The following is a 24,678-nucleotide window of genomic DNA, read 5'->3' on the forward strand; positions in this document are numbered from 1 at the left end:
AAACATTTCATTTCTCTATTTTTTAACTATGAAATTTAAAAATTAAACAGAAATATCACATTATTAATTGAAACTTAATAAATCCCCTAAACAAAATACATAGTATGCAAATACCAATAGAAGTGTTACATAATTATCCAATACTTTTTTTAAAGTACTGGTTCTTTGCTCGGTAATTTATTTTTATCTATCCTCTTTATTGAGTACTAGAGTTTTTTATGGTGGTACAACTAAATGAACCTGTCCTCCTTGTTACGGCTGTACATTTTGAAAATATTACATATTTTCAGTTAAGAGTTAAGAGTTAAGAGTGAATAGTTTTGGTTATTACTACTCGCTTCGTTCCTAGTAATTCTCAACGTACTTTTTTAGGACCGGCTTTGATTAATTTAGGTTTTATTGATAATCTTTCGATTTCACTGAAAAAATTACTCATGGAAAATTCACTTTGGTATGCCTGTCCTTCTTGTTACGGCTGTGAACCTTGAATATAGCTTTTATTAGATTTATTTCTTTAACTTTAAAATGTAATTTATATAAACATTTTTGAATCTACAAAAGTAAAACTTCTAAGTAATCAATTCCTCCAAGTTCTACCTCCATCACAAGAGGGACAGACGCGTAGTTGGCTACTTTGCTATTCTTTGGACTAGATACTTTTGTTGATTTTAGTTTTTTTCCAATACTACTCAAAGTCGGTCCCCATCACCAATTTTAGCAATACACCTAAACAATCAAATCCTTGTAGTATTATCTCCATCACAAGTGGGACAGGTTCATTTGTGGCTATTTTCTTCGCTTAACTGTAGATTCCACAATTACTGTACTCTCATAACAAAATAAGCAAAGAACCAGTACCTGACAGGTACGCTGCTTTGCAGCTCAAGTACTGGTTCTTTATTTAGTAATTTATTTTATTTAGCCTTTTTATTGAGTACTAAAGTTTTTTATGGTGGTACAACTAACTGAACCTGTCCTTCTTGTTACGGCTGTGAATCTTGAATATAGCTTTAGTTTGTTTCATCTCTTAAACTCAGATTTTACTCCTTCTAATTCAAAAGAAACTGGAATCCAGTTTCAACCAACATTGTCAATTGTCCTTTGTCCATTGTCAATTTTCTCTTATTTTATTGTAAAAATAAGAAAAGAACCAGTACCTGATATGTAATCAAGTACTGGTTCTTGCGTTTTAATATTATTTAGTTTATGTGAATTAGTTACTTTAGTTTTTATCGGTTATGGTAACTTTTAGTTTAGCTTGTTTGCTTGTGTTTTTTATTGTTCCAGTTAGTGTGTTTTCTCCACTTAATAGTTCTTCTATTGTTTTATCCCATGCTACATCTACTTTTCCAATGGTTCCATCGTTGTATGTTACTTCTACTTCTGATGGCAGTTTTATTTCTGCTTTTTTACCTGTTATTTTTTCTGGGTTAGTTATAGATTCTATTGCTTTTTTTATTACTTTTGCTTCTACTGTGAAGTTTTTCAATTCATTGTCGTTGTTATCTGTTATTTTTCCAACTTGTTTTATCACAACTTTATCTACGTTAGTTTCTTCTTGTTGTGAGTTAATATCTAAAGTTAGTGTGATTTTTCCATTTTCATCACAGTTAGCTTCTTTTACTTTATAACCTTCTACTTCAAATGCAAATTCATTTACACCTTTTACAGTTTCTGATAATGCGAATTCTACTTTTTCTAGTTTACCTTCTTCATTTTTTATAGCTTTTGCTGTATCTTTTTCATACTGTGGTACAACTTTATCTATTACTGCTACTTTTTTATAATCATCAAAACCTTTGTTGGTTCCAAGTTCAGTTACAGCTGCCCCGTCTTCAAATTTAATTTCTATGTTTCCAGATGGGTTAGTTGTAAAGTTGTCGTTGTTATCTACTTTAGCAAATGTTAAGGTTAGTTTTGTTTTTCCATCATCATTTTTAGTTATATCGTAGCTTGCTATGTTTAAATCTTTATTATCATCTTTTCTGACTTTTATTTTAGAAACGTCTTTTATAGTTGATTCTGTAACTATTTCTATTTTATTTCTATCTATTACATTAGTTCTATCTTCTATAGTTACTGCATCTTGTTTTATTGTATCTATTGTCACTGTTTCACCTATTGGTGCAGTGTTTCCAGCTAAATCTTGAACTGGTCCTACTCTTAGTGGCGTTGTAGCGTCTAACTGTTTTTCTTCTGGTAATGTTATTTTTATTTTAGAGTTATCCTTTGACATAAGCTCTATTTTTGCATTTTCTATGGTATTTAAGTTAACCCATTTATTTCCTATTTGTACTTCATACAATGATTTATCGAGTATTGAACCATAGCCACTAGTTTTCATAGCTTCACTATATTCTATTATCATTTTGTTTTGGTTTTCTCCACCAAGTATAACTTTATTAATTATTGCTGGAGTTTTATCTGGAGCTGATATTTTAAAGGTACATTCTGAAAGTTTATTTTCATTTACAGTGGTATCTGTAATTTTGTTACCTTTTATTAATAGAATGTAATCTCCTTCGATTTTTCCAACAGTTAAAGTTGCTTTACACTGAGTATCATCATATGATGCATCTAATATATTTATTTTTTCACCTTTAGAGTTTTTTAACTCATAGGCATTTTTATCATTAGCACCTTTTACATCTTTACTAAATGTAATATGTATTTTATCAGTATCTTTATATTCAACTTCCCATACTTTTGGAGCTGTAGTATCATTTTCAACTTCAAACTCTATTTCTCCAGCTGATAATTTGTTACCCCATAAGTCTTCTATTTTAGTTTCATTATCATATTGGTATTTAATAATGATTTTATGTTTTCCTGGTGTTATTATTTTATTAAATTTAATGTCTATTACATCTGCTACGCCTTCTGCTGTTTCTATTTCACCAGTAAAATCATTAGCTTCATTTACATAGTCTAAATAATATTTCACATTAGGATCTGTAAAGTTTTTAACCTTTTTATTGAATTTTACTTTCCCAGTATACATATTTGCTTTAGCTTCACTGATTATTACTGGTGAAGTATCTTTTTTCACTGTTAACTCTTTTTCCATAGTATCGGATTTTAATCCTACAAAGTCTACAAAAGATCCTTCCCCTATTTCTAGGTTATAAACTCCATCCTCTAAATCTACTCCTGTACTTATAGTTACAGTGCAATCTTCGTAGTTAAACTTTTTATTAGCTACTGTGTATATGTTACTACCTTTTTTTATTTCTATATCAAATTTAGAACCTTCTTTAACTGGTTCGTTAAATATAACATCAAATTGTCTTGGACCTACTTGTTTAATTTCTTTTATTATTGGTACTTCTGTATCTAGTAATTTTTCCGTAGCCTCAAATTTAGGAAATCTTTCAGCTTTATCTTCTGTTAATACGTTTTGTACCTTTATATCAACATTTTGTTGATTCTTATAATACTTTTTCTCATCTAAAGTTAGTATAACTGTTTTTTTATCTTCTTTAACTTTAGCTGATTTTATTGTTAGTTCTCCATTTTCACTACCTTTTAAAGTATATCTATCTATAGATTCTGCTGAATCTTTATCTACATTCTTATTAAATTTTAGTTGAACTTGTCCACCATTTAAAACCTTTGCAGATAATATCTTAGCTTCTTCTATATCATTAACTTCTAAAGCTTTTATTATATCTTCAACAGCATTTTGATTAATTCCATTTCCTACTTCTATTAATTTTTCAGCTGTTCTTTCCTTTAAATAAGCTTCTTGTCCATTATCTAACTCAGAACCAACTAACATTACAAGGGCTTCCTCTTTACCTGCTAATGGGCCTGCTGCTAGTGCATCAACTAATGAACTAGTGTGATTTGCACTTCCTACACCGTCTTTAGCAACATATATCTTTTCTAATTCACTTTGGTTATAAAATTTTTCTAATACTTCTGCATTAGTTTCATTTCTATTTAATCCTGCTATTCTTTCACCGTCTATTTGATTTTTCAAATTTTCAGAAACAACAGTTTCTCCACCGATTATATATTTTGTTGAAGCGTTATCTATAATTTTTTTTCCTGCTTCTATAGTTTGTCCATCAGTTAAAATTATAGCCATGTTTTCTTTTGCTGCTGGTGCTGCTATTGATAGTGCATCAGCTAAACCATTTATTCCATTAACAACAGCAACTTTTTCAACATCACCCATATTTTTAGCAACTTCCTCAGCTGTAGTGTATCTATCAGTTCCTGATATTCTTTTAACTGTTTTTCCCATAGCATTTAATTCTTTTACTACGTTTTCAGAAACTACTGTAGTTCCTCCAACGATTATTATATTTTTAGCATTTAATTTCTTTATTTGCTCAGCTGTAGCTTTTGTTAAGCTTCCTGCTTCCGTTAATAGTATAGGAGCATTTTTCATTTTAGCAAGTGGTGTTGCTGCTAATGCGTCAGCTATAGCTGTGTAATTAACTAAAACGACAGTATCAGCACTCCCAAATTTTTCACTAATTTGAACTGCTGTCTCAAATCTATCTATTCCTGCTAATTTTTCTCTTACAATTTTATTTGATTCAAGTGCAAATACGTTAGCATTTATACTTGTTAAGCTAGCACCTATTAAAAATGTTGAGATAACTCTTGAACTTTTTTTCACTAGGCTCACTTCCTTTTCTACTATTCTATATAATGCTCTTGGCATTATATAGAACATAGGGCTAGAGTCTTCACATTTATTCGTTAACACAATATCCTAGAATTTAATTCTCCCTAAACCTGATTTATCTAGCTATGTTCTATATTGATACCTAGAAATTATGTTAGCTAATTTTGAAATTATGAAACTTACTTATTTTTTTATTCCAAAGTTTTAATATTTAGAATATTATTTTGCGTATTGGATTAGTTATAAAATTTTACTTTTATAACTAAATTTTATAGCTAACCATTCCTATATTTTGTATTTTCACAGATTTTTTTTTCATTGTCAACGATTTTTCGTATTATTTTTGATTTAATTTTAATTTAATTATTATTTTCTTCAAATTATTCCTTTTTATATTATTATTCGACAATATATTTATTTTTGCAAGTCATTATTCGACATATTTCTTATTTCTATTAATTGAAGAAAATCTATTGAAGTTCAAAGAAATTGAAGTTCAGTTTCAACCATCATTTTTAATTTCTAAGAAGACATCTAAAAACCTAAGCAAGTGATTATCCAAAACTTTTACGCCATCGCAAGAGGGACTTTTTCAGTTAAGAGTTAAAAGTGAATAGTGAATAGTTGTGGTTATTACTAATCACTTCGTTCATAGTAATGCTAAACGTACTTTTTAAATCTATAAAAGTAAAACTTCCAAGCAATCAATTCCTCCAAATTCTACCTCCATCACAAGAGGGACAGACGCGTAATTGGCTACTTTGCTATACTTTGGGATAGATGCTTTTGTTAATTTTAGTTTTTCTCCAATAGAAATCGAAGTCGGTCCCGAACATCTACGCAGCAAAGCTGCTATTTTAGGACCGGCTTTGATTGCTTTAAGTTTTATTGATAACCTTTCGATTTCACTGAAAAAATTACTCATGGATAATATACTTTGGTACGCCTGTCCTTCTTGTTACGGCTCTACATTTTGAATATATCTTTTGTTTGTTTTATCTCTTTAACTTTAAACTCTAATATATATAAACATTTTTGAATCTATAAAAATAAAACTTCTAAGTATGCAATCGTTCAAAGTTCTACCTCCATCACAAGTGGGACAGGTTCATTTGTGTCTATTTTCTTCGTTTAAACTGTAGATTCCACAATTGCTGTATTCCCATAATAAGATAAGTAAAGAACCAGTACCCCTATTTGGGTTTTAGTAAAATTTTCAAACAAGCAATTGCCCCTAGTGTTGGCTCCATCACAAATGTGACTTTTTTAGTTAAAAGTTAATAGTGAATAGTTGTAGTTATTACTATTCGCTTTGCTCCTAGTAATTCTCAACGTATCTTTAAAATCTAGTTTTACTAACAAAATCTAAGTAAGCAATAAATTATAGCCTTAGCTCCATAACAAATGGGACAGGCACGGTAAGTTTATTTTCTTCGCTAACACTTGATACTCTCACAATTTTATACTTCTATCTAAAACATCAAAGCCAGTCCCGAACAATTTAAAAGAAACTGGACTCTTAACCTTTAACTAATCAACCTCTAATTTATTTCATAATTATTTTCAGCATAAAGAAACCCAATGATTTTTAATCATTGAGTTTCCTTTTATTTATTATATTTAATAACTACCCTTTAGGGAGTAAAACCTAATAGGATATTGTGTTAACTTTAATTATGATAAATTTATGGTAAGTTTATAGGCTTTTATGCTAAAGTCACTGTGATTGTTCCTGTAACTGTTCCTACTGTAGCTGTTACTGTTATTGTTCCAGCTATAGCTGTATTATCTACAGTTAATTCTCCTGTTGATGGATTAATTGTTACTCCAGTAGCTGAAGTTACTGACCATATTACATTTTGTCCAGAGATTGTTACTCCATTTTGATCTTTTACTGTAGCAATATATGTTTCTGATACATTATCTGCTTCTGGAATTGTTATGTTACTTTGTCCAGCAACTTCTACTGTAGTTACTACTGCTTCTTCAGTTTTTGCTTCAACTTTTGCTTCTGCTGTAAATCCTTTTATTTCATTATCATTAGCATCAGTTATCTTAGCAACTTGCTTAACAACAACTTTATCTAAATTAGTTGCTTCTTCTTGTGATTTAGTGTCTAAAGTTAATATAACTTTTCCATTTTCATCACATGCAGCTTCTTTTACTTTGAATCCTTCTACTTCAAAAGAGAATTCATTTACGCCTTTTAATTTTTCAGAGAATGATAATTCTACTGTTTCTAATTTTCCTTCAGCATTTTTAATAGCTTTTGCAGAATCTTTTACATACTCTGGAGATATTTTATCAACTAAAGCTAATGCTTTAAATTCATCAAATCCTTTGCTTGTTCCAAGCTCTGTAATAGCTGCTCCGTCCTCAAATTTAACTTTTATGTTTCCTGATGGATTAGTTGTAAAGTTATCATTATTATCAACCTTAGTAAATGTTAAAGTTAATTTTGTTTTTCCTTCGTCAGTTTTAGATACATCATAGCTTGCTATATTTAATTGTGTATCGTCATCTTTTGTAACTTTTATTTTTGAAACGTCTTTTATAGTTGCTTCTGTAATTATTTCTAATTTATTTTTATCTACTACATTAGCTTCATCTTCTATAGTTACTGCATCTTTCTCCACAGCTTCTATTGTTACTGTTTCACCTATTGGCGCAGTGTTTCCAGCTAAGTCTTGAACTGGTCCTACTCTTACTGGTGTTGTAACGTCTAATTGTTTTTCTTCTGGTAATGTTACTTTAACTTTAGATGAATCTGAACCTATTAATTCGATTTTAGCATCATCTATTGTATTTAAGTTAATCCACTGTCCTCCAATTTTAACTTCATATAGTGACTTATCAAGTATTGAACCTGATCCACTAGTTTTCATAGCTTCACTATATTCTATAGTCATTTTATTTTGATTTTCTCCACCGATTACAGCTTTTTTAATTGTTGCTGGTGTTTTATCTGGAGCTACTATTTCAAATGAAACTTCTGCTAATTTATTTTCATTTATTGTTGTATCTATGATTTTGTCACCTTTTACTACTAAATTGTGAACTCCTTCAATTTTTCCAACTGTTAAAGTTGCCTTATATGCACTTGCATCATACTTAACATTTGATATAGCTATTTTTTCACCTTTAGAGTTTTTAAGTTCATAAGCGCTAATATCATCTGCACCTTTAACATTTTTGCTAAAGTCAACTTCTATTTTATTACTATCTTTATATTCAACTTTTGATACTGTTGGTGCTTTAGTATCATTTTCAACTTCAAATGCTATTTCTCCAGATGCTAATTTATTTCCCCATAAGTCTTCTATTTTAACTTCATTTTCATCTGCATATTTTACAATAACTTTATGCTTTCCTGGAGTTATTAGTTTATTAAATTTAACATCTATTTTATCAGTTGTTCCTTCTGCTGTTTGAACTTGTCCAACAAATTCATTAGCTTCATTTACATAATCTAAGTAATATTTTACATTAGCATTTGTAAAGTTTTTAACTTTTTTATTGAAGTTTATAGTTGCTATGTTTCCAATTGAAGTTGCTTCACTCATAACTACTTCTGAAGTATCTTTTTTAACTGTTAATTCTTTTTCCATAGCATCTGATTTTAGTCCTACAAAATCTACGAAGGATCCCTCACCTACTTGTAAATTATAAGCTCCATCTGCTAAGTCTACTCCTGTATTTATTGTTACAGTGTTTTCAGCATAATTAAATTCTTTATTTGCTACTGTGTATACATTGTTTCCTTGTTTTATTTGTATATCGAATTTAGCTCCTTCTTTAACTGGCTCATTAAATACTAAATCAAATTGTCTTGGTCCTACTTGTTTAACTTCTTTTATTACTGGTACTTCTGTATCAAGTAGTCTTTCTGTTGTTTCAAATTTAGGGAACTTTTCTACTTTATCAGCAGCTAAGATATTTTCAACTTTTATATCAATATTTTGTTGATTTTTATAAGTTTTACCTTCATCTAAAGTAAGTATAACAGCTTTTCCATCATTTTTAACTTTAGCTGATTTAACTACTAGATTTCCATCTTCACTGCCTTTTAAAGTATATTTATCTATTGTTTCAGCTGAATCTTTATCCACATTTTTATTAAAGTTTACTTGAACTTGTCCAGCATTTATAATTTTTGCAGATACTATTTTTGCTTCTTCTTCTACATCTTTAACTTCTAGAGCTTTTATTATAGCCTGTACTGAATTTTGATTTATTCCATTACCTACTTCTACTAATGTTTGAGCTGTTCTTAATTTTAAGTATGCTTCTTGACTATTAGCTAATTCAGAACCAACTAGCATTACAGGTGCTGCTTCTTTGCCTGCTAATGGACCTGCTGCTAGTGCATCAACTAATGAACTAGTGTGATTTGCACTTCCTACACCGTCTTTAGCAACATATACTTTATCTAACTCAGTTTCACTATAAAACTTATTTAAAACTTCTGCATTAGTGTCGTTTCTATTGTCTCCTGCTATTCTTTCTGCACCAATTTTATTAACTAGTTCATCTGAAAGAACAGTTTGTCCACCTACAGCATATTTTGTTTTTGCTTTGTCTACAATTTCTTTTCCTTCTTCTACATTTTGTCCATTAGATAAAATTATAGCCATGTCCTCTTTTGCTGCTGGTGCTGCTATTGATAGTGCATCAGCTAGACCATTTATTCCATTAACAACAGCAACTTTTTCAACATCACCCATATTTTTAGCAACTTCTACTGCTGTAGTATATCTATCTTCCCCTGCAATTCTTTCAACTGTTTTTCCTGATTCTTTTAATTGCTTTTCTACATTTTCTGAAACTGCTGTAGTTCCTCCAATGATTATTATGTTTTTAGCTTTTAATTTTTCTATTTGGTCAGCTGTAGCTTTTGTTAAGCTTCCTGCTTCTGTTAGTAATATTGGAGCATTTTTCATTTTAGCAAGTGGTGTTGCTGCTAATGCGTCAGCTATTCCAGTGTAGTTAACTAAAACTACTGTTTCTGCCTCTCCAAATTTCTCACTAACTTGAACTGCTGTCTCAAATCTAGTTTCTCCAGCTAATTTTTCTTGAATTACTTTGTTTGATTCAACTGCGAATACTCCTGTGCTTGCAGATGCAACTGTAGCACCAAGTAATAAAGTTGAAACTACTCTTGAACTTTTTTTCATTCTCTTTACTCCCCTTTTCTGTTATTTTATATAATATTCTTGGCATTACATAGAATATAGCCTTATGATTTTTCATGTTGAATAATCTTTACAACAATATCCTAGAATTTTAAATTTTTAACACAATATATAGTTATACTCTAATAGTTATGCCTAAGAATTAATTAACCATACCATAGCCTAGTGGAAATTTTATATACTTTATAATTCTTTTTTTATAATATTTAGAATCTTTTTGTATGAATATTTATTTATAAAAATTTATATTTATACGTAAATTTATCTACTTTTTTGTATATTTTGTATTTTTGCAGAATTTTTATCTATTGTCAATGATGTTTACAGAATATTTTAAATTTAATTATTGTTTTTTAATTATTTTTTAATATTTTAATACATTTCGACATTTTACTCGTTTTTGCAAGACATTATTCGACATATTTCTTATTTCTATTAATTGATGAAAATCTATTAATTTCAAAAGAAATTGAAGTTCAATTTTAACCTATAATTTTTAACTCTTAACTATTTAAGGGACTGGCTAACTTTTTTTATTTATGGTAATTAAATTTTAAGAGCTACTCTTTATTTTATGGGTATACACCTTTCGTGCCTGTCCCATTTGTTACGGTTGTAAACTTTGAATATAACTTTGTTTAATTTAATATCACAAAATTAGAATTTACTCTCTTAAATTCAAAAGAAACTGGCAGCCCAGTTTCCTCCATCATTGTCAATTGTCCTTTGTCCATTGTCAATTTTTCCAAACTCTCTACCTCAATTAAGTATGCAATCGTTCAAAGTTCTACCTCCATCACAAGAGGGACTTCTTTAATTAAGAGTTAAGAGTTAATAATTAATAGTTATGGTTATTACTAATCACTTCGTTCATAGTAATACTGAACGTACTTTTTTAAATCATTTTCAGAAAGTGGTTACCACTTTCATCCTGAATTCTTAATTCATAATTCTTAATCCTTAATTTTTTAATTGTCGGATTGTCCATTGTCAATTGTCAATTTTTCCAAATTCTCTACTTCAACTAAGCAAGCAATCACCAAAAGTTCTACCTCCATAACAAGAGGGACAGGTTCATTTGTGGCTATTTTCTTCGCTTAACTATAGATTCCACAAATACTCTATTCCCATAATAAGATAAGTAAAGAACCAGTACCCCTATTTGGTTTTTGGTAAAATTTTCAAACAAGCAATTACCCCTAGTGTTGGCTCCATCACAAATGGGACTTTTTTAGTTAAAAGTTAATAGTGAATAGTTAACAGTTATGGTTATTACTATTCGCTTTGCTCCTAGTAATGCTAAACGTACTTTTTTATATAAATTTGCAAAGCAAATTATATGATTAGATTTAAAAGAAAGTGGTTGCCACTTTCATCCTAAACTCTTAACTATTAATTCTTAACTCTTAACTAACTAAGGGACTGGCTAACCTTTTTTTATTTATATAACTAAATTATAAGAGCTACTATTTATTTTATGGAACTACATTAGTCGTGCCTGTCCCATTTGTTACGGCTGTACATTTTGAATATAGTTTTAGTTTGTTTTGTCTCTAAAACTCAATTTTTACTCCCTTAAGTTGAAAGAAACTGGACTAATCCAGTTTCCTCCTAAATTCTTAATTATTAATTCTTAATCCTTAATTTTTTTAATTGCCCATTGTCCTTTGTTCATTGTGGATTTCTAAAAATCCACTTAAAACTATCCACATGTTATTTAATAACTTTTCACTCAATTTGTATTTTTTGAAATTTTATCCCCAATTTGCTTTTGTTTTATGTGTCTTTTGTTGATAATTCGGAGAATTGTTTTATTTTTGTGGATTATTTTGAAAACATAAAATTTATGTTTAATGTAAATAGTTTTATCTAAAAACTTAAACAAGCAATTACCCCTAATGTTACCTCCATCACAAATGGGACTTTTCTAGTTAACAGTTAACAGTTAACAGTTTTTGTTTCAAATAAAAAAACTGGCTAACGCCAGTTTTTATAAAGGTAATTTTTAAATTATCTTTTATCTTCTTTTATTTTATTTTAGAAAAATTTTATATTATATATTTGTAATTCTTCTAACTCTAAGTAATCAGCCACAAATTCCTTTGGAAATTGTTTGGCTAAAATTTCTTTAAATTTTGCTAGTCGTTCTTCTTTTGGTTTTTCTGTATTTAGTTCTGGTTTTTTTAGATCTGTTTCAGTGAACAGGTCATTTTCTACTTTATAAGTCACATCATGGTTTGATAAATATAACTGATTGTTATCTAACATTAATGAACCTACTATAATTTGTGGTACTGTAGTTGATTTTATGTTAGATAATTTATATTCTTTATCAAAATCAGCTAAGTAAATAGTATCTGTTACTTCCCCTGTTGTTATATCAAATTTAAATGTTTTAAATGCAAGTTTAGAAAAATCTTCTGAAAGAACTGTTTCTTGTATTTGCTCATCTGCATTCTCTAATTCATAAACAAGTTTATCATTTATGTATATATATGATTTAGTACCTTCTGTATCTTTAACTTCTTTAGTATATAACAGTTTATCTCCATCATTATATGTGTTTAGCGAGTTTCCTTTTACAAAATTCACTTCTTTTTTCGTATTTATATCATAAACGCCATAAGCAAGTACTGACGGATTTATATGTGATTTTATCAATATTCTTTCATCATTTATCCACTTTATGTCAGTTATGATTTTAAATTCTTCATTGTTTATTGGCATTTTTTCTATTTTTCCATTTTTTAAGTTCTCTACAACAATTTCTGGCTGTTTATTGGAAGTATCGTCTGTTTTAATTTGATAAACAATTTTTTCATTATTGGGGCTTACTGATAATAATTCTTTAAGCGTACCACTTTCACCTAATTCTTTTATCTCTTGTTTCTTTTCATCATAATAGTAAATCTTATTTTGCCTTTCAAATACTGCTTTTAAGTGCTTTTTATCGGAAAGGCTTACATTTGCACTATTACACCCAACTAAAAGCAATGTTATCATCACTATTAATAGCAATGTAACTTTTGAAAATATTCTTTTTCTAAGTCCTTTTCCAATATTCATTCTCACTTCCAACCCCCGAACAAACGATTTTAAAAATACCCTATTTAATTAAAGATTAATATCTTTATATGTAATTATGTTAGGCATATGAAAACTTATTCATACTATATATAAATTACCAAATTACGAGAATAACCTAGATAATTATACTCCTTTAGTATTGTACATTCAATAAAGAAAAAAACATTTTTTACAATTTTTTTAAGGAAATTTATGTTAGTATTTTTTGAACTTTTTTACATATATTTATCTTTGAATTTTTTTACATTTTTATATCTATATTCCCATTATATTAATTATAATTCATATACATATCAGTATTGTTACAAAATAGATACAGAACTAAAAAAATTTAAAGAAAAAACTGGCTAATGCCAGTTTTTTATGCTACTTTATTTTCTTTTATTATTTCTTTATTTTTTTCAGATTTCTTATATATAAACCAATATGTTAATCCTATCAAAACAGATCCACCAATTATGTTTCCTATTGTTACTGGTATTAAGTTATGAATTATTCCCATTACATTTAAGTTTGCTAACTTTTCAGCTGTTTGATGTGATGCTTCTACATATACTGGGTTTCCCTTTGCTAGTAAACCTATTGTTAAGTAGTACATATTAGCAACACAGTGTTCAAACCCTGATATTATAAATACAAATATAGGAATGAACCCCATTAACACTTTTCCTGAAATATCTTTTGCTGTATAAGAGCCCCAAACTGCTAAGCAAACTATTATGTTACAAAGTATTCCACTAAATAAAGCTTGGCTCACTGTAAGATTAACTTTACCTGTTGCAACCTTTATTGCATATCCTCCAACTGCCCCTGAATTAAAATCTAATAGTCCTGCTCCATAAACAAGAAATGCTATTAATACTGTACCTATAAAGTTACCTATAAAAACTATAAGTAGATTTTTAGCCATGTCTTTTATTGATATTCTTTTCTGAGCCACTGCAACTGATAATAAACAATTTCCTGTAAATAATTCCGCACCACAAATTAAAACTAGTAATAATCCAACTGGGAAAACTAATCCTGCTACAGTCTTTTGTAACCCAAAATTAGTAACGCTATGTGAAGCTACTGCTGAACCAAAAGCACCTAGTGCTATATAAGCACCTGCTAAAATTCCTAAGAATAAAGTTTGTATTGATTTATTCTTAGCTTTTTTCACCCCTACTTCTTCAACATATTCTGTTACTTCCAATGGTGATAACATATTTTTACTCATTTCTTTGCCCCCTTTTTAAATACATTTTTATCCATTTGTTTGTATTTTATTTTAAGTTTTGCAACTTTTTTAACACTTTATTTATATTGTTCAAATTTTATTTATTATTCATTCATAAGTATTGTTTTACATTATTTTCTTAATCTTATTATTTAGTCATATTCAATGTTTTCACGACAAAAAACATTATATTTTAGCAGCTATATAAAAGTCAACTGTATAAATGCTATAAGTTTACATTATTATTCCATTTATTCAATTTTAATCTATTTATTGATGTGGTTTTTATTTTTATAATTAATATTTTATAGAATTACAATTTATTTTAAGTTTGATTTATTTTTATGTAGTATTTTTAAAATAAATATATTTTCACATTGAACTTTTTATTTTTCTTTAATTGTTCTTTATAATTGTGTAATAATTTTCATTTACACTTTTTTAATTAATTATTTATTAAGTATTAGATTATGTTGTGATAAGGTGTACATAAAGAAACACAATAAAGGTTTATTTGACAATAACTTTTATAATGTTTCTAATTTATTAGTTAGTTAACTAAAATAATTCTTGGAGGTATTTCGTTATGACTAAAAATGATAAAGATTTACTAACTAAGGAGGTGTTTAGGGAAGCAGCTAATGAAAACAATGGTTCTTCAAACTATCACAAAAGTATAGATATGTTAAAAAACAAGGAATTATTGGACAAGCTATTAGAATCTGCTCAACAAGGTGATGAAAAAGCAAAAGAAACACTAATATTAGGATTTAAACCTTATATTATAACTTTAGCTAAAGGTGTTTTTATAAGAGGTTATGAAATTGAAGATTTAATCATGGTTGGGTATGAAAGTGTGCTTAAATGTATTGAATTTTTCACTCCATGCCAAGGGGCTTTCCTAAACTATACTATGAGAGCTATTAAACTAAATTTTAATGCCCTAATAAAAAAGGAAGCTGAGAATAATTCTGTAAGCAGTTTATCTTCTCCAATTGGTGAAGGTGTAACTTTAGTTGATACTGTTATTGATTCTTTTGATTTAGAAGAGAATTTTTTAAATAAATGTAGAGGTAAACAGCTTGTCGATTTGATAAATGATTTACCTAAAGATGATAGAGATTTAATATACTATTGTTATGTAACAGAGCAAGCAACAATAAAAGACCTTGCTAAAATTAAAGGAGTTAATTATAGAACCTTGCTTAGAAGGAAAGATAGGATTTTTAGAAGATTGTCACATTTATTGATGTAAAAGTTTATTAACGTTGATAATACTGGCTTTTATAAGAAATTAGTTGAAAGTTGTGGGACTCTTTAGTTAAGAGTGAATAGTTGTGGGACTTTGTCAATTAAGAGTTAAAAGTGAATAGTTAATAGTTATTGTTATTACTAATCACTTCATTCATAGTAATACTGAACGTATTTTTGAATCTAATTTTGCTAACAAAATTTAAGTAAAAAATATCTCTAAGTTTTTATTCCATAACAAGTGGGACTTTGTCAGTTAAGAGTTAAAAGTTAATAATTAATAGTTGTGGTTATTACTACTCACTTCGCTCCTAGTAATTCTCAACGTATTTTTTTAGGACCGGCTTTGATTGCTTTAAGTTTTATTGATAATCTTATGATTTCACCGTAAAAATAACTTATGGAAAATATACTTTGGTACGCCTGTCCTTCTTGTTACGGATGTGAACCATAAATCTAACTTTATTTTGTTGTGTATCTTTAATTTTGAAACCTATTTATATAAGTATTTTTGAATCTACAAAAGTAAAACTCCTAAGTATGCAATCACTCAAAATTCTACCTCCATCACAAATGGGACAGGCACGGTAAGTTTATTTTCTTCGCTAATACTTGATGCTCTCTTAATTTTATATTTTTCAACTAATAAATCAAAGCCAGTCCCGAACATCTACGCAGCAAAGCTGCTATTTTAGGACCGGCTTTAATTACTTTAGGTTTTGTTAATACCTTTTCGATTTCACTGTGAAAATAACTTATGGAAAATATACTTAGGTACGCCTGTCCTTCTTGTTACGGTTGTGCACTTTGAATATAACTTTGTTTAATTTAATATCACAAAATTAGAATTTGCTCCTTTAAATTCAAAAGAAACTGGTAATCCAGTTTCATCCTGAACTCTTAACTATTAATTCTTAACTTTTAACTATTTAAGGGACTGGCTAACTTCTTTTATTTATATAACTAAATTGTAATAGCTACTTTTTATTTTATATAGATAAGCCATTCGTGCCTGTCCCATTTGTTACGGTTGTAAACTTTGAATATCTCTTTAGTTAGATTTCTCTCCCAAACTCAAATTTTACTCCCTCTAATTCAAAGAAACTGGAATCCAGTTTCCTCCACCATTGTCAAATGTCAATTGTCCATTGTCAATTCCTAATTAATTGTCCATTGTCAATCTTTTAAAAAGTTATCTAAAAATCTAAATAAGCAATTATCCAAAATTTTCACGCCATCACAAGAGGGACAGACGCGTAATTGGCTACTTTGATATACTTTGGTATAAATGCTTTTGTTGATTTTAGCTTTTCTCCAATACTGCTCGAAGTCGGTCCCCATTATTCAGTTTTAGCAACACACCTAAGCAATCAAATCCTTACAGTATTAGCTCCATAACAAGTGGGACAGGTTCATTTGTGGCTACTTTCTTAGTTTAAACTGTAGATTCCACAATTGCTGTATTCCCATAACAAGTTAAGCAAAGAACCAGTACCCCTATTTGGGTTTTAGTTAAATTTTCAAACAAGCAATTACCCCTAGTGTTGGCTCCATCACAAATGGGACAGGCACGGTAAGTTTATTTTCTTCGCTAATACTTGATGCTCTCTTAATTTTATATTTTTCAACTAATAAATCAAAGCCAGTCCCGAACATCTACGCAGCAAAGCTGCTATTTTAGGACCGGCTTTAATTACTTTAGGTTTTGTTAATACCTTTTCGATTTCACTGTGAAAATAACTTATGGAAAATATACTTAGGTACGCCTGTCCTTCTTGTTATGGTTGTGCACTTTGAATATAACTTTGTTTAATTTAATATCACAAAATTAGAATTTGCTCCTTTAAATTCAAAAGAAACTGGTATTCCAGTTTCATCCTGAACTCTTAACTATTAATTCTTAACTTTTAACTATTTAAGGGACTGGCTAACTTTTTTTATTTATGGTAATTAAATTGTAAGAGCTGCTTTTTATTTTATGGAAATACACTATCCGTGCCTGTCCCATTTGTTACGGTTGTAAACTTTGAATATAGATTTTATTTGGTTTTATATCCTAAACTCAGATTTTACTCCCTTAAATTTAAAAGAAACTGGCAGCCCAGTTTCCTCCATCATTGTCAAATGTCCATTGTCAATTACATAATTTGTTACGGCTGCACATTTTAAAAATATTACATATTTCAAGTTAAAAGTGAACAGTGAAGAGTTAAGAGTTGTGGTTATTACTACTCGCTTTGCTCCTAGTAATGCTAAACGTATTTTTATATAAATTTGCAAGGCAAATTATATTTATAGATTAAAAAAGAAAGTGTTTGCCACTTTCCTCCTGAACTTTTAACTATTAACTCTTAACTTTTAACTACTTAAAGTAGTATTTCCACAAAAATATTAGTAAAGAACCAGTACCTCTATTTTAGATAAACATTAATAATTTAAATAAAAAACTGGCTAATAGCCAGTTTTTTTATAGTGAGAATTTATTTTAAAGCTTTGTTTATTTGTTTAAAGCTTCTTTTACTACTTTTGTTACTAAGTCTTCATCTGCTATATATGGTATTGTTATATGGTCAGTTTCTTTGTTGTCTTGGTTGTATTCCATTGATGTTTCTATTGAGTGTTCATTTCTTGCCCATGCTCTTCTTGCTACGCCACCCATTACATCCCATGCCATAGCTGATTTTATTATTACATCTACTTCTTCACTTCCGTCAAGAACAAGTCCAAATCCACCGTTTATAGATTTACCAATTCCTACACCACCACCGTTGTGAAGTGCTATTAAGCTCATTCCTCTTGCTGCATTTCCTGCAAAACATTGGACTGCCATATCTGCCATTATATTACTTCCATCTTTTATATTTGATGTTTCTCTAAATGGAGAATCAGTTCCACTTACGTCATGGTGATCACGTCCAAGCATTATTGGACCTACTAGTCCTTCTCTTACCATTTTGTTGAATTCTAGTGCAATTTTCATTCTTCCACCAGCATCTTGGTATAGTATTCTTGCTTGAGTTCCAACTACTAATTTATTCTTTTCTGCATCTCTTATCCAGATGTAGTTATCTCTGTCTTGTCCTCTTCTATTTGGATCTATACATTCCATTGCTTTATGGTCTGTTTTTATTAAGTCTTCTTCTTTACCACTTAAGCATACCCATCTAAATGGTCCATATCCATAATCAAATAACATTGGTCCCATTATATCTTCAACATATGATGGATATATGAATCCGTCTTTTTCATTTACTCCATTTTTAGCTATGTCTTTTCCACCTGCATCATATACAGCTTTCATAAATGAGTTACCATAGTCAAAGAAGTAAACTCCTCTATCTACTAATATTTTTATTAATTCGTAGTGTTTTAATAAAGTTTCATCTACTAATTCTTTGAATTTTTCTCTATCCTCTTTTAATAGTCTAGTTCTTTCTTCAAAGCTTATTCCTACTGGAGCATACCCTCCATCATATGGGGCATGACAAGATGTTTGGTCTGATAATAAATCTATTTTTACATTGTTATCTACCATGTATTGTAGTAAGTCAACTATGTTACCATGATATGCAATTGATATAGTTTCTTCTTTTGCAGCTTTTTCTTGAGCTACTTTTATTACTTCTTCAAGGTTATCTGATGCCATTGCAACCCAACCTTGATCTAATCTTGTTTGTATTCTTGAATAGTCTACTTCTGCAACTATTCCTACACCATTAGCTATTTCTATAGCTTTTGGCTGAGCTCCACTCATTCCACCAAGTCCTGATGTTACGAATATTTTTCCTCTTAAATCTCCATCATCAGCAACACCTAATTTTAGTCTTCCTGCATTTAGTAATGTGTTAAATGTTCCATGAACTATTCCTTGTGGTCCTATATACATCCAACCACCAGCTGTCATTTGTCCATAGTTTGCTACTCCTAATTGAGTTGCTCTGTGGAAATCATCAGCGTTATCAAACATACCTATCATAAGTCCATTAGTTGTTATAACTCTTGGTGCTTTTTTTGAACTTCTAAATAGTCCTAATGGATGTCCACTTTCTACTACTAATGTTTGCTCTTCTGTAATATTTTCTAAGTATTTCATTATTAATCTATATTGCATCCAGTTTTGACATACTTGTCCTGTTTCTCCATAAGTAACAAGTTCATATGGATATAATGCAACATCAAAATCTAAGTTATTATCTATCATTACTTGGAAAGCCTTACCTTGTAAGCATTTACCCTTATAGTTATCTATAGGCTTACCACTAAGTTTTCCTTCTGGTCTGAATCTATATCCATAAATTCTTCCTCTTGTAACAAGCTCTTCCATGAATTCTTTAGCCATTTGTTCATGGTATTTCTCCGGTATATATCTCAAAGCATTTTTAACAGCAAGTTTTGCATCTGCTTCGTTTAAATCGAATCCTCTGTCTGGAGCTCTTCTTATTCCTTCTACAAATTTAGGCATTTCTGGTAGTTTGTCATCTAATTTGATTACCATTGCATCTTCTATTTTAAAATTTTCCATCATAATAAAATAACCCCCTTAAAATTTAGTCTGTATATGATAAATAAATTTAAATATTATATCCTTAAGTAAAAATCTTTCCCCACTATAAGACATATTCGAATTAATATTAAAAAGATTCAGTATATTTTGTATAAAGAATAATATTTAGTGTCTTTTTCAAAATTATGTATTATGCAAAATTTGACAAGAATACGCAAATATTATTTTATAAAATACACTTAACACACATTTTGAATAAAAATGTTATATTTTATGACTAATATCCCTATATAAAAATATTCTTTATAATTTTCAAAATTCCTTTTCAGTTCAAATTTTGTTAACAATTTATTTTTGTTAATAAATTAGCACGATAAAGCCAGAATCTAAAAAATCATAGGATATACAATTAAATTTTATAAAAAATATTAACTGTTTTGTTAATATTTTTCTGTAATTAAATACTTTAATTTTAAATGTATTTAGGTTTTTATATTTAATAAAAATTTTAATTTAGTTAAAGATATTGTTTTAACTTATAACTTAAGATAACGAAAGAACCAGTACTTGATATGCTTCTTTGCATCTCAGGTACTGGTTCTACTTAATAATTTATTTTAAGGTCTATAGTCTTGTGTTATTTTTGATATTTTATTATTTTCAAATTCAACTTGGAATACCGGGCGTCCTGTCCAATTAATTCCATTCATCAATTCATCAAAAGTTATTGGATTAGTTCCAAGTAAATTATCAGGACTTATTTTTTCATCCTCTATTACTTTTATTTCTACATCATCACTAATTTCTACTGTTATTAATGTACTCATCGGTATATCTTGGTATCCATCTGGCATCCATGGTTTTTTACCACCTTTATTTATTACCTTAGATTCTAATTTATAGAAGTTACAATATTCCTCTACTTCTTGAATATCTCTGCTTAACTTATTAAAAGTTCCAATCATATATTTTTTTCCATTACTCTTATAAAATGACATTACATCAAATGAGAATTTCTTTTCATTATTTAGCCTTTGCTCTGTAAAAACCTCTACTGAAAACTTTCCACCTAATATATTAACTGATTTATAATTATCTAATTCTGGTTTTGAATCAACTATACTTTGTGATTCTGATAAAAGTATTGGTGATTCTGTTTTTGCTGATAAAGCTGCTCCTGACAGTACATCTGGAAATGTTTTTCCACCAGTAACAAAGATATTTTCATCATTTAATTCTTCTTTAAAGTGATTTAACACTTTCATAGATGTTTCATACCTATCTTTGCCAGCTAAACGTATAACTTCACTTCCTTTTGTATTGGCTATCATATCTTTAATTTCATTTTGAACTTTATCACTTATAGCTTCTACTCCTCCAGCTATAAATACTTCTTTAGGCTTTATTTCCTCTATTTGTTTAATTGCACTAATTTCTAAAGTATCTTTTTCTGTTAATAATATAGGATATTGCTTAGCTCCTGATATAGGTGACATACTTAATGCATCTGCAAAACTTTCAGAACTTGCTATTATAACTGGTGTTCCCTCTTTCACTTCAGCTTTTCTTACTATTTTTGTGTTAGTTTCATATCTATCTCCTCCACTAATCCTCTCTACATTTTCATATCCAAGTTCTTTAAATTTATCAACATAACTATTACTTATTATTCTATCTCCACCTAATAAATATATTTTTCCACTAGTATTTAAATTCTCTTTGATAAATTCTATTTGTTTTATACTATCTTTAGGATTAAAATCAAGTGAAATTATTGGAGCATTATATTTTTTAGAAAGTATAGAACCAGCTAGTGCATCTGGATAATCTTCTCCACTTACAAGTATTACAGCATCCATTTTTTTATCAGATATAAATTTTTTAGCAATTTCAATAGATGTTTCATATCTATTACTACCACTTATCCTAGTGACTCTATCATTAGCAGCATACGCATTTATAGGTGCAAAGCACATTCCTGTAACCATAGCACCTATCAATAAACATGTTATTTTTTTATTCACAATCAACCATCCTTAAATTATTATTCATCATTTTAAATATATTAATTTAATTCATAAATTATTCCAATAAATTTAAAAATTTTTAGGTTCTAATTGTGATCTTTATAGTACAATAAATAAAAAAACTGGAATAACCAGTTTTTTTATTTATATTTAGTTTTCTAATGGTCTATTTAATTCTTCTGTTCCTTCTACTACAAATCTTCCATCTTTTATTATATCTATAGTTTTTCCTTCTTTAGTTATTACAGATATTAACTCAATGTCATCATATGGAAGTGTTATGTCCGTGTGACAACTAGTATAGGCATTTTCTATATCAGTTTTTCTTAACATAGACTTTTCATTATCTCTTGCTATTATTTCTTTTTTATCTGAGTTATATACTTTTACATCTTCACATTGGCTAAAGCAAGTATCACCTATTGCAAAGTGTGGTCCCATTTTTTCTACTATTAGAATGGGTAATATATTAACTATTTCATGTTTTTTAGATATTACATACGCTAAAGTGTTTGTTCCTATAGCAAATTCTCCTAATGGTAATGTTTTGTGTGGGAAAAGTAGATTCTCTTCGATATACTTTTTATTTTCTTCTTCATCTATAAAGTTTGTACAACTATATTTTTCTACATATCCGTCTTTAAATGTCAAGCTTAAATTTTTATACTTTAAATCATCTAAGTATACTTCTTCTACATGAAGTAATCCATTTGTTCCTTTTAATACTGGTGATGTAAATACTTCACCTACTGGTATATTTACATCTGCTACACAGTTTTCAAAATTAGTTTCTTTTTCTGGATTTTTGATTTCATGCATTTTTACTTTTATATCAGTCTTGTTATTTCCAAAGCCTTTTACATGGATATATTCACCTTTATCTAGGACATCTATTATACATTTTTGTATTTTTTCATATTGTTTGCTGTCTAACAAATTAATTTTTAATGTATCTTCAAATATTTCCTCAAAATTATCTCCTATTTCTGGAGTTGGGAAAGCTATGATTGTAAAGCTAACTTCTGACATTGGAATATATTTATCTTGTTTTATAGCCATTGCTGATTGATATTTTTGATATATTTTACCTTGTTCTTCATTTAACTTTAGTGCTTCTTTTTTGCTTTCTGGTGCAAAAGGAGTTTCTCCGAATTTTTCAAAATAAAGTATTCCGCTATAATCTTTTAACTCCTTTTTATATTTTTGAAATAGCTTTTCATTAGCTTTTAGTTTAGATTGTCCTATTTCTTCATCGTAAAATAATCCTATATCGAATCTATGATCGTAATCAAATTGTTTATTTGGTGATGTATATACAAGTTGGTCTATTATAGGTTCTAATGAGTATCTTCTTAGTCTTTCTATAAGAAGTTTTATAATTCTTTCTTGTCCTACGTTAGCAACAATTCTTGAGGTAGACTTGTTGTTATAATCTTTATTATCTCTTTTAAATCCTTCTATATAACCATTACATACAGTATCTGCAATTAAATCTATATTTTCATATTTATTTAAAAACTCTGCTGTTTTTATTTCGTTATCACTTATATAGTAACCATATTTAAAAAGATATCTTAAATCATCTAAGTTAGACGTTTCTATTATATTTTTAACATGACTTTCTTTATTTATTAGTCTGTCTTTTAAGTTGTGTTTACATAAAAACTCTTGATTATTTAAGTTTAATTCTTTTAATAGTTCTCTTATATCTTCTGGGTTTTCATTATTGTTATATTCAACAAAATTATAAATACTTAAAAAATGTTCGTTATAAAAATGCATCATTTTTAAGTTGTGAGAAAATGCATATGTTATATATTTTTTAGATATATTGTATAAAAAAGTGGCTATTTTCCCTAATTCTTCACCGAAAACTTTTACTGCATAAGCTGGGTTACAAAAACTAGTGTTATACTTTTCTCCTATTATATCTTCATAAAGCTTGTGATTATCTTTTAAAAGCTCTTCAAATGGTTTATTAAAATATTTGTTATCTAGTTGTTTTTCTAAATTACACATTTTACTTGCAAACCTTGCTTGGCTCTGTAAGAACTTTTTAAATTTTTTTGGCTCTTCTTTATACTTTTTATTAGCAATTTCAGATACTTCTTTTACCGTAAAATTATAATTTTCTTTGTCAAATTTGAACTCCATAAAACTTCCCCCTTTTATTAGGCATAATCTTACAATTATAAATATATCGTATCACTGTGAAAAAACACTTTCAATATTTAGAGAAAATTTTATAAAATATTAACTATTTTTTTATAAAAAGTTGCATATTCTAAATTAGTTTGTCCCATTTGTTACGGCTGTACACTTTAAAAATATTATATATTTTCAGTTAAGAGTTAAGAGTTAATAATTAATAGTTATGGTTATTACTACTCTCTTCGTTCCTAGTAATGCTAAACGTACTTTTTAACTATTAACTATCTTAAGGACCGGCTTTGATTAATTTAGGTTTTATTGATAACCTTTCGATTTCACTTTGAAAATAACTTATGGAAAATATACTTAGGTACGCCTGTCCTTCTTGTTATGGCGCTACACCTTAAATTTAGCCTTAGTTTGTTTTATATCCTAAACTCAAATTTTACTCCTTTAAATTCAAAGGAAACTGGTAGTCCAGTTTCAACCAACATTGTCAAATGTCAATTGTCCATTGTCAATTTCCAAAGAACTACCTCAACTAAGTAAGCGATTATACCAAGTTCTACCTCTATCACAAATGGGACAGGCACGATAAGTTTATTTTC

The 24,678-nt window shown here is 28.6% G+C and carries 9 protein-coding genes; 1 reads left to right on the forward strand and 8 read right to left on the reverse strand.

Annotation, left to right across the window (positions count from 1 at the left end; genetic code table 11):
• Positions 1–1,222: 1,222 nt before the first annotated feature.
• The 4 genes from AZI32_RS11890 to AZI32_RS11910 form a co-directional block, all read right to left on the reverse strand.
• Positions 1,223–4,630: a cell wall-binding repeat-containing protein gene (locus AZI32_RS11890; protein ID WP_061996050.1), complete on the reverse strand. Its 3,408-nt coding sequence runs from the start codon at positions 4,628–4,630 to the stop codon at positions 1,223–1,225.
• A gap of 1,715 nt (positions 4,631–6,345) precedes the next feature.
• Positions 6,346–9,813: a cell wall-binding repeat-containing protein gene (locus AZI32_RS11900; protein WP_061996052.1), complete on the reverse strand. Its 3,468-nt coding sequence runs from the start codon at positions 9,811–9,813 to the stop codon at positions 6,346–6,348.
• Positions 9,814–11,868: 2,055 nt separating this feature from the next.
• Positions 11,869–12,903 carry a hypothetical protein gene (locus tag AZI32_RS11905; RefSeq protein ID WP_061996053.1) on the reverse strand — a complete coding sequence of 345 codons (1,035 nt, stop codon included), beginning with the start codon at positions 12,901–12,903 and terminating at the stop codon, positions 11,869–11,871.
• A gap of 376 nt (positions 12,904–13,279) precedes the next feature.
• On the reverse strand, positions 13,280–14,137 hold the full coding sequence (locus AZI32_RS11910; protein ID WP_061996054.1) for a formate/nitrite transporter family protein: 858 nt from the start codon (positions 14,135–14,137) through the stop codon (positions 13,280–13,282).
• 586 nt (positions 14,138–14,723) lie between these two features.
• Between AZI32_RS11910 and AZI32_RS11915 the strand changes: the two genes are divergently transcribed.
• Complete coding sequence (locus AZI32_RS11915) at positions 14,724–15,392, forward strand: sigma-70 family RNA polymerase sigma factor (RefSeq protein WP_061996055.1); 669 nt, start codon at positions 14,724–14,726, stop codon at positions 15,390–15,392.
• Positions 15,393–16,900: 1,508 nt separating this feature from the next.
• Here AZI32_RS11915 and AZI32_RS18440 read toward each other — a convergent pair.
• The 4 genes from AZI32_RS18440 to AZI32_RS11930 all read right to left on the reverse strand — a co-directional run bounded on the left by AZI32_RS18440 (position 16,901) and on the right by AZI32_RS11930 (position 24,073).
• Entirely contained in the window at positions 16,901–17,044 is a 144-nt protein-coding gene (locus AZI32_RS18440; RefSeq protein WP_157450901.1) for a hypothetical protein, read from the reverse strand.
• Positions 17,045–17,885: 841 nt separating this feature from the next.
• On the reverse strand, positions 17,886–19,913 hold the full coding sequence (locus tag AZI32_RS11920; protein ID WP_010293691.1) for a urocanate hydratase: 2,028 nt from the start codon (positions 19,911–19,913) through the stop codon (positions 17,886–17,888).
• A 596-nt stretch (positions 19,914–20,509) separates the two neighbouring features.
• A complete protein-coding gene (locus AZI32_RS11925; protein WP_061996056.1) occupies positions 20,510–21,916 on the reverse strand; it encodes a cell wall-binding repeat-containing protein in 1,407 nt (468 codons plus the stop codon).
• 153 nt (positions 21,917–22,069) lie between these two features.
• Complete coding sequence (locus AZI32_RS11930) at positions 22,070–24,073, reverse strand: aminopeptidase (protein WP_061996057.1); 2,004 nt, start codon at positions 24,071–24,073, stop codon at positions 22,070–22,072.
• Between the last annotated feature and the right edge of the window lie 605 nt (positions 24,074–24,678).

Source organism: Clostridium sp. ATCC 25772 (assembly GCF_001573875.1).
Taxonomy (GTDB): domain Bacteria; phylum Bacillota; class Clostridia; order Clostridiales; family Clostridiaceae; genus Clostridium_J; species Clostridium_J senegalense.

What these genes read in the sequence shown, in the direction of transcription:
- AZI32_RS11900 (WP_061996052.1), bottom strand. Translation starts at nt 9,813, where the DNA reads ATGAAAAAAAGTTCAAGAGTAGTTTCAACTTTATTACTTGGTGCTACA.
- AZI32_RS11910 (WP_061996054.1), bottom strand. Translation starts at nt 14,137, where the DNA reads ATGAGTAAAAATATGTTATCACCATTGGAAGTAACAGAATATGTTGAA.
- AZI32_RS11915 (WP_061996055.1), top strand. Translation starts at nt 14,724, where the DNA reads ATGACTAAAAATGATAAAGATTTACTAACTAAGGAGGTGTTTAGGGAA.
- AZI32_RS18440 (WP_157450901.1), bottom strand. Translation starts at nt 17,044, where the DNA reads ATGTTCGGGACTGGCTTTGATTTATTAGTTGAAAAATATAAAATTAAG.
- AZI32_RS11920 (WP_010293691.1), bottom strand. Translation starts at nt 19,913, where the DNA reads ATGATGGAAAATTTTAAAATAGAAGATGCAATGGTAATCAAATTAGAT.
- AZI32_RS11930 (WP_061996057.1), bottom strand. Translation starts at nt 24,073, where the DNA reads ATGGAGTTCAAATTTGACAAAGAAAATTATAATTTTACGGTAAAAGAA.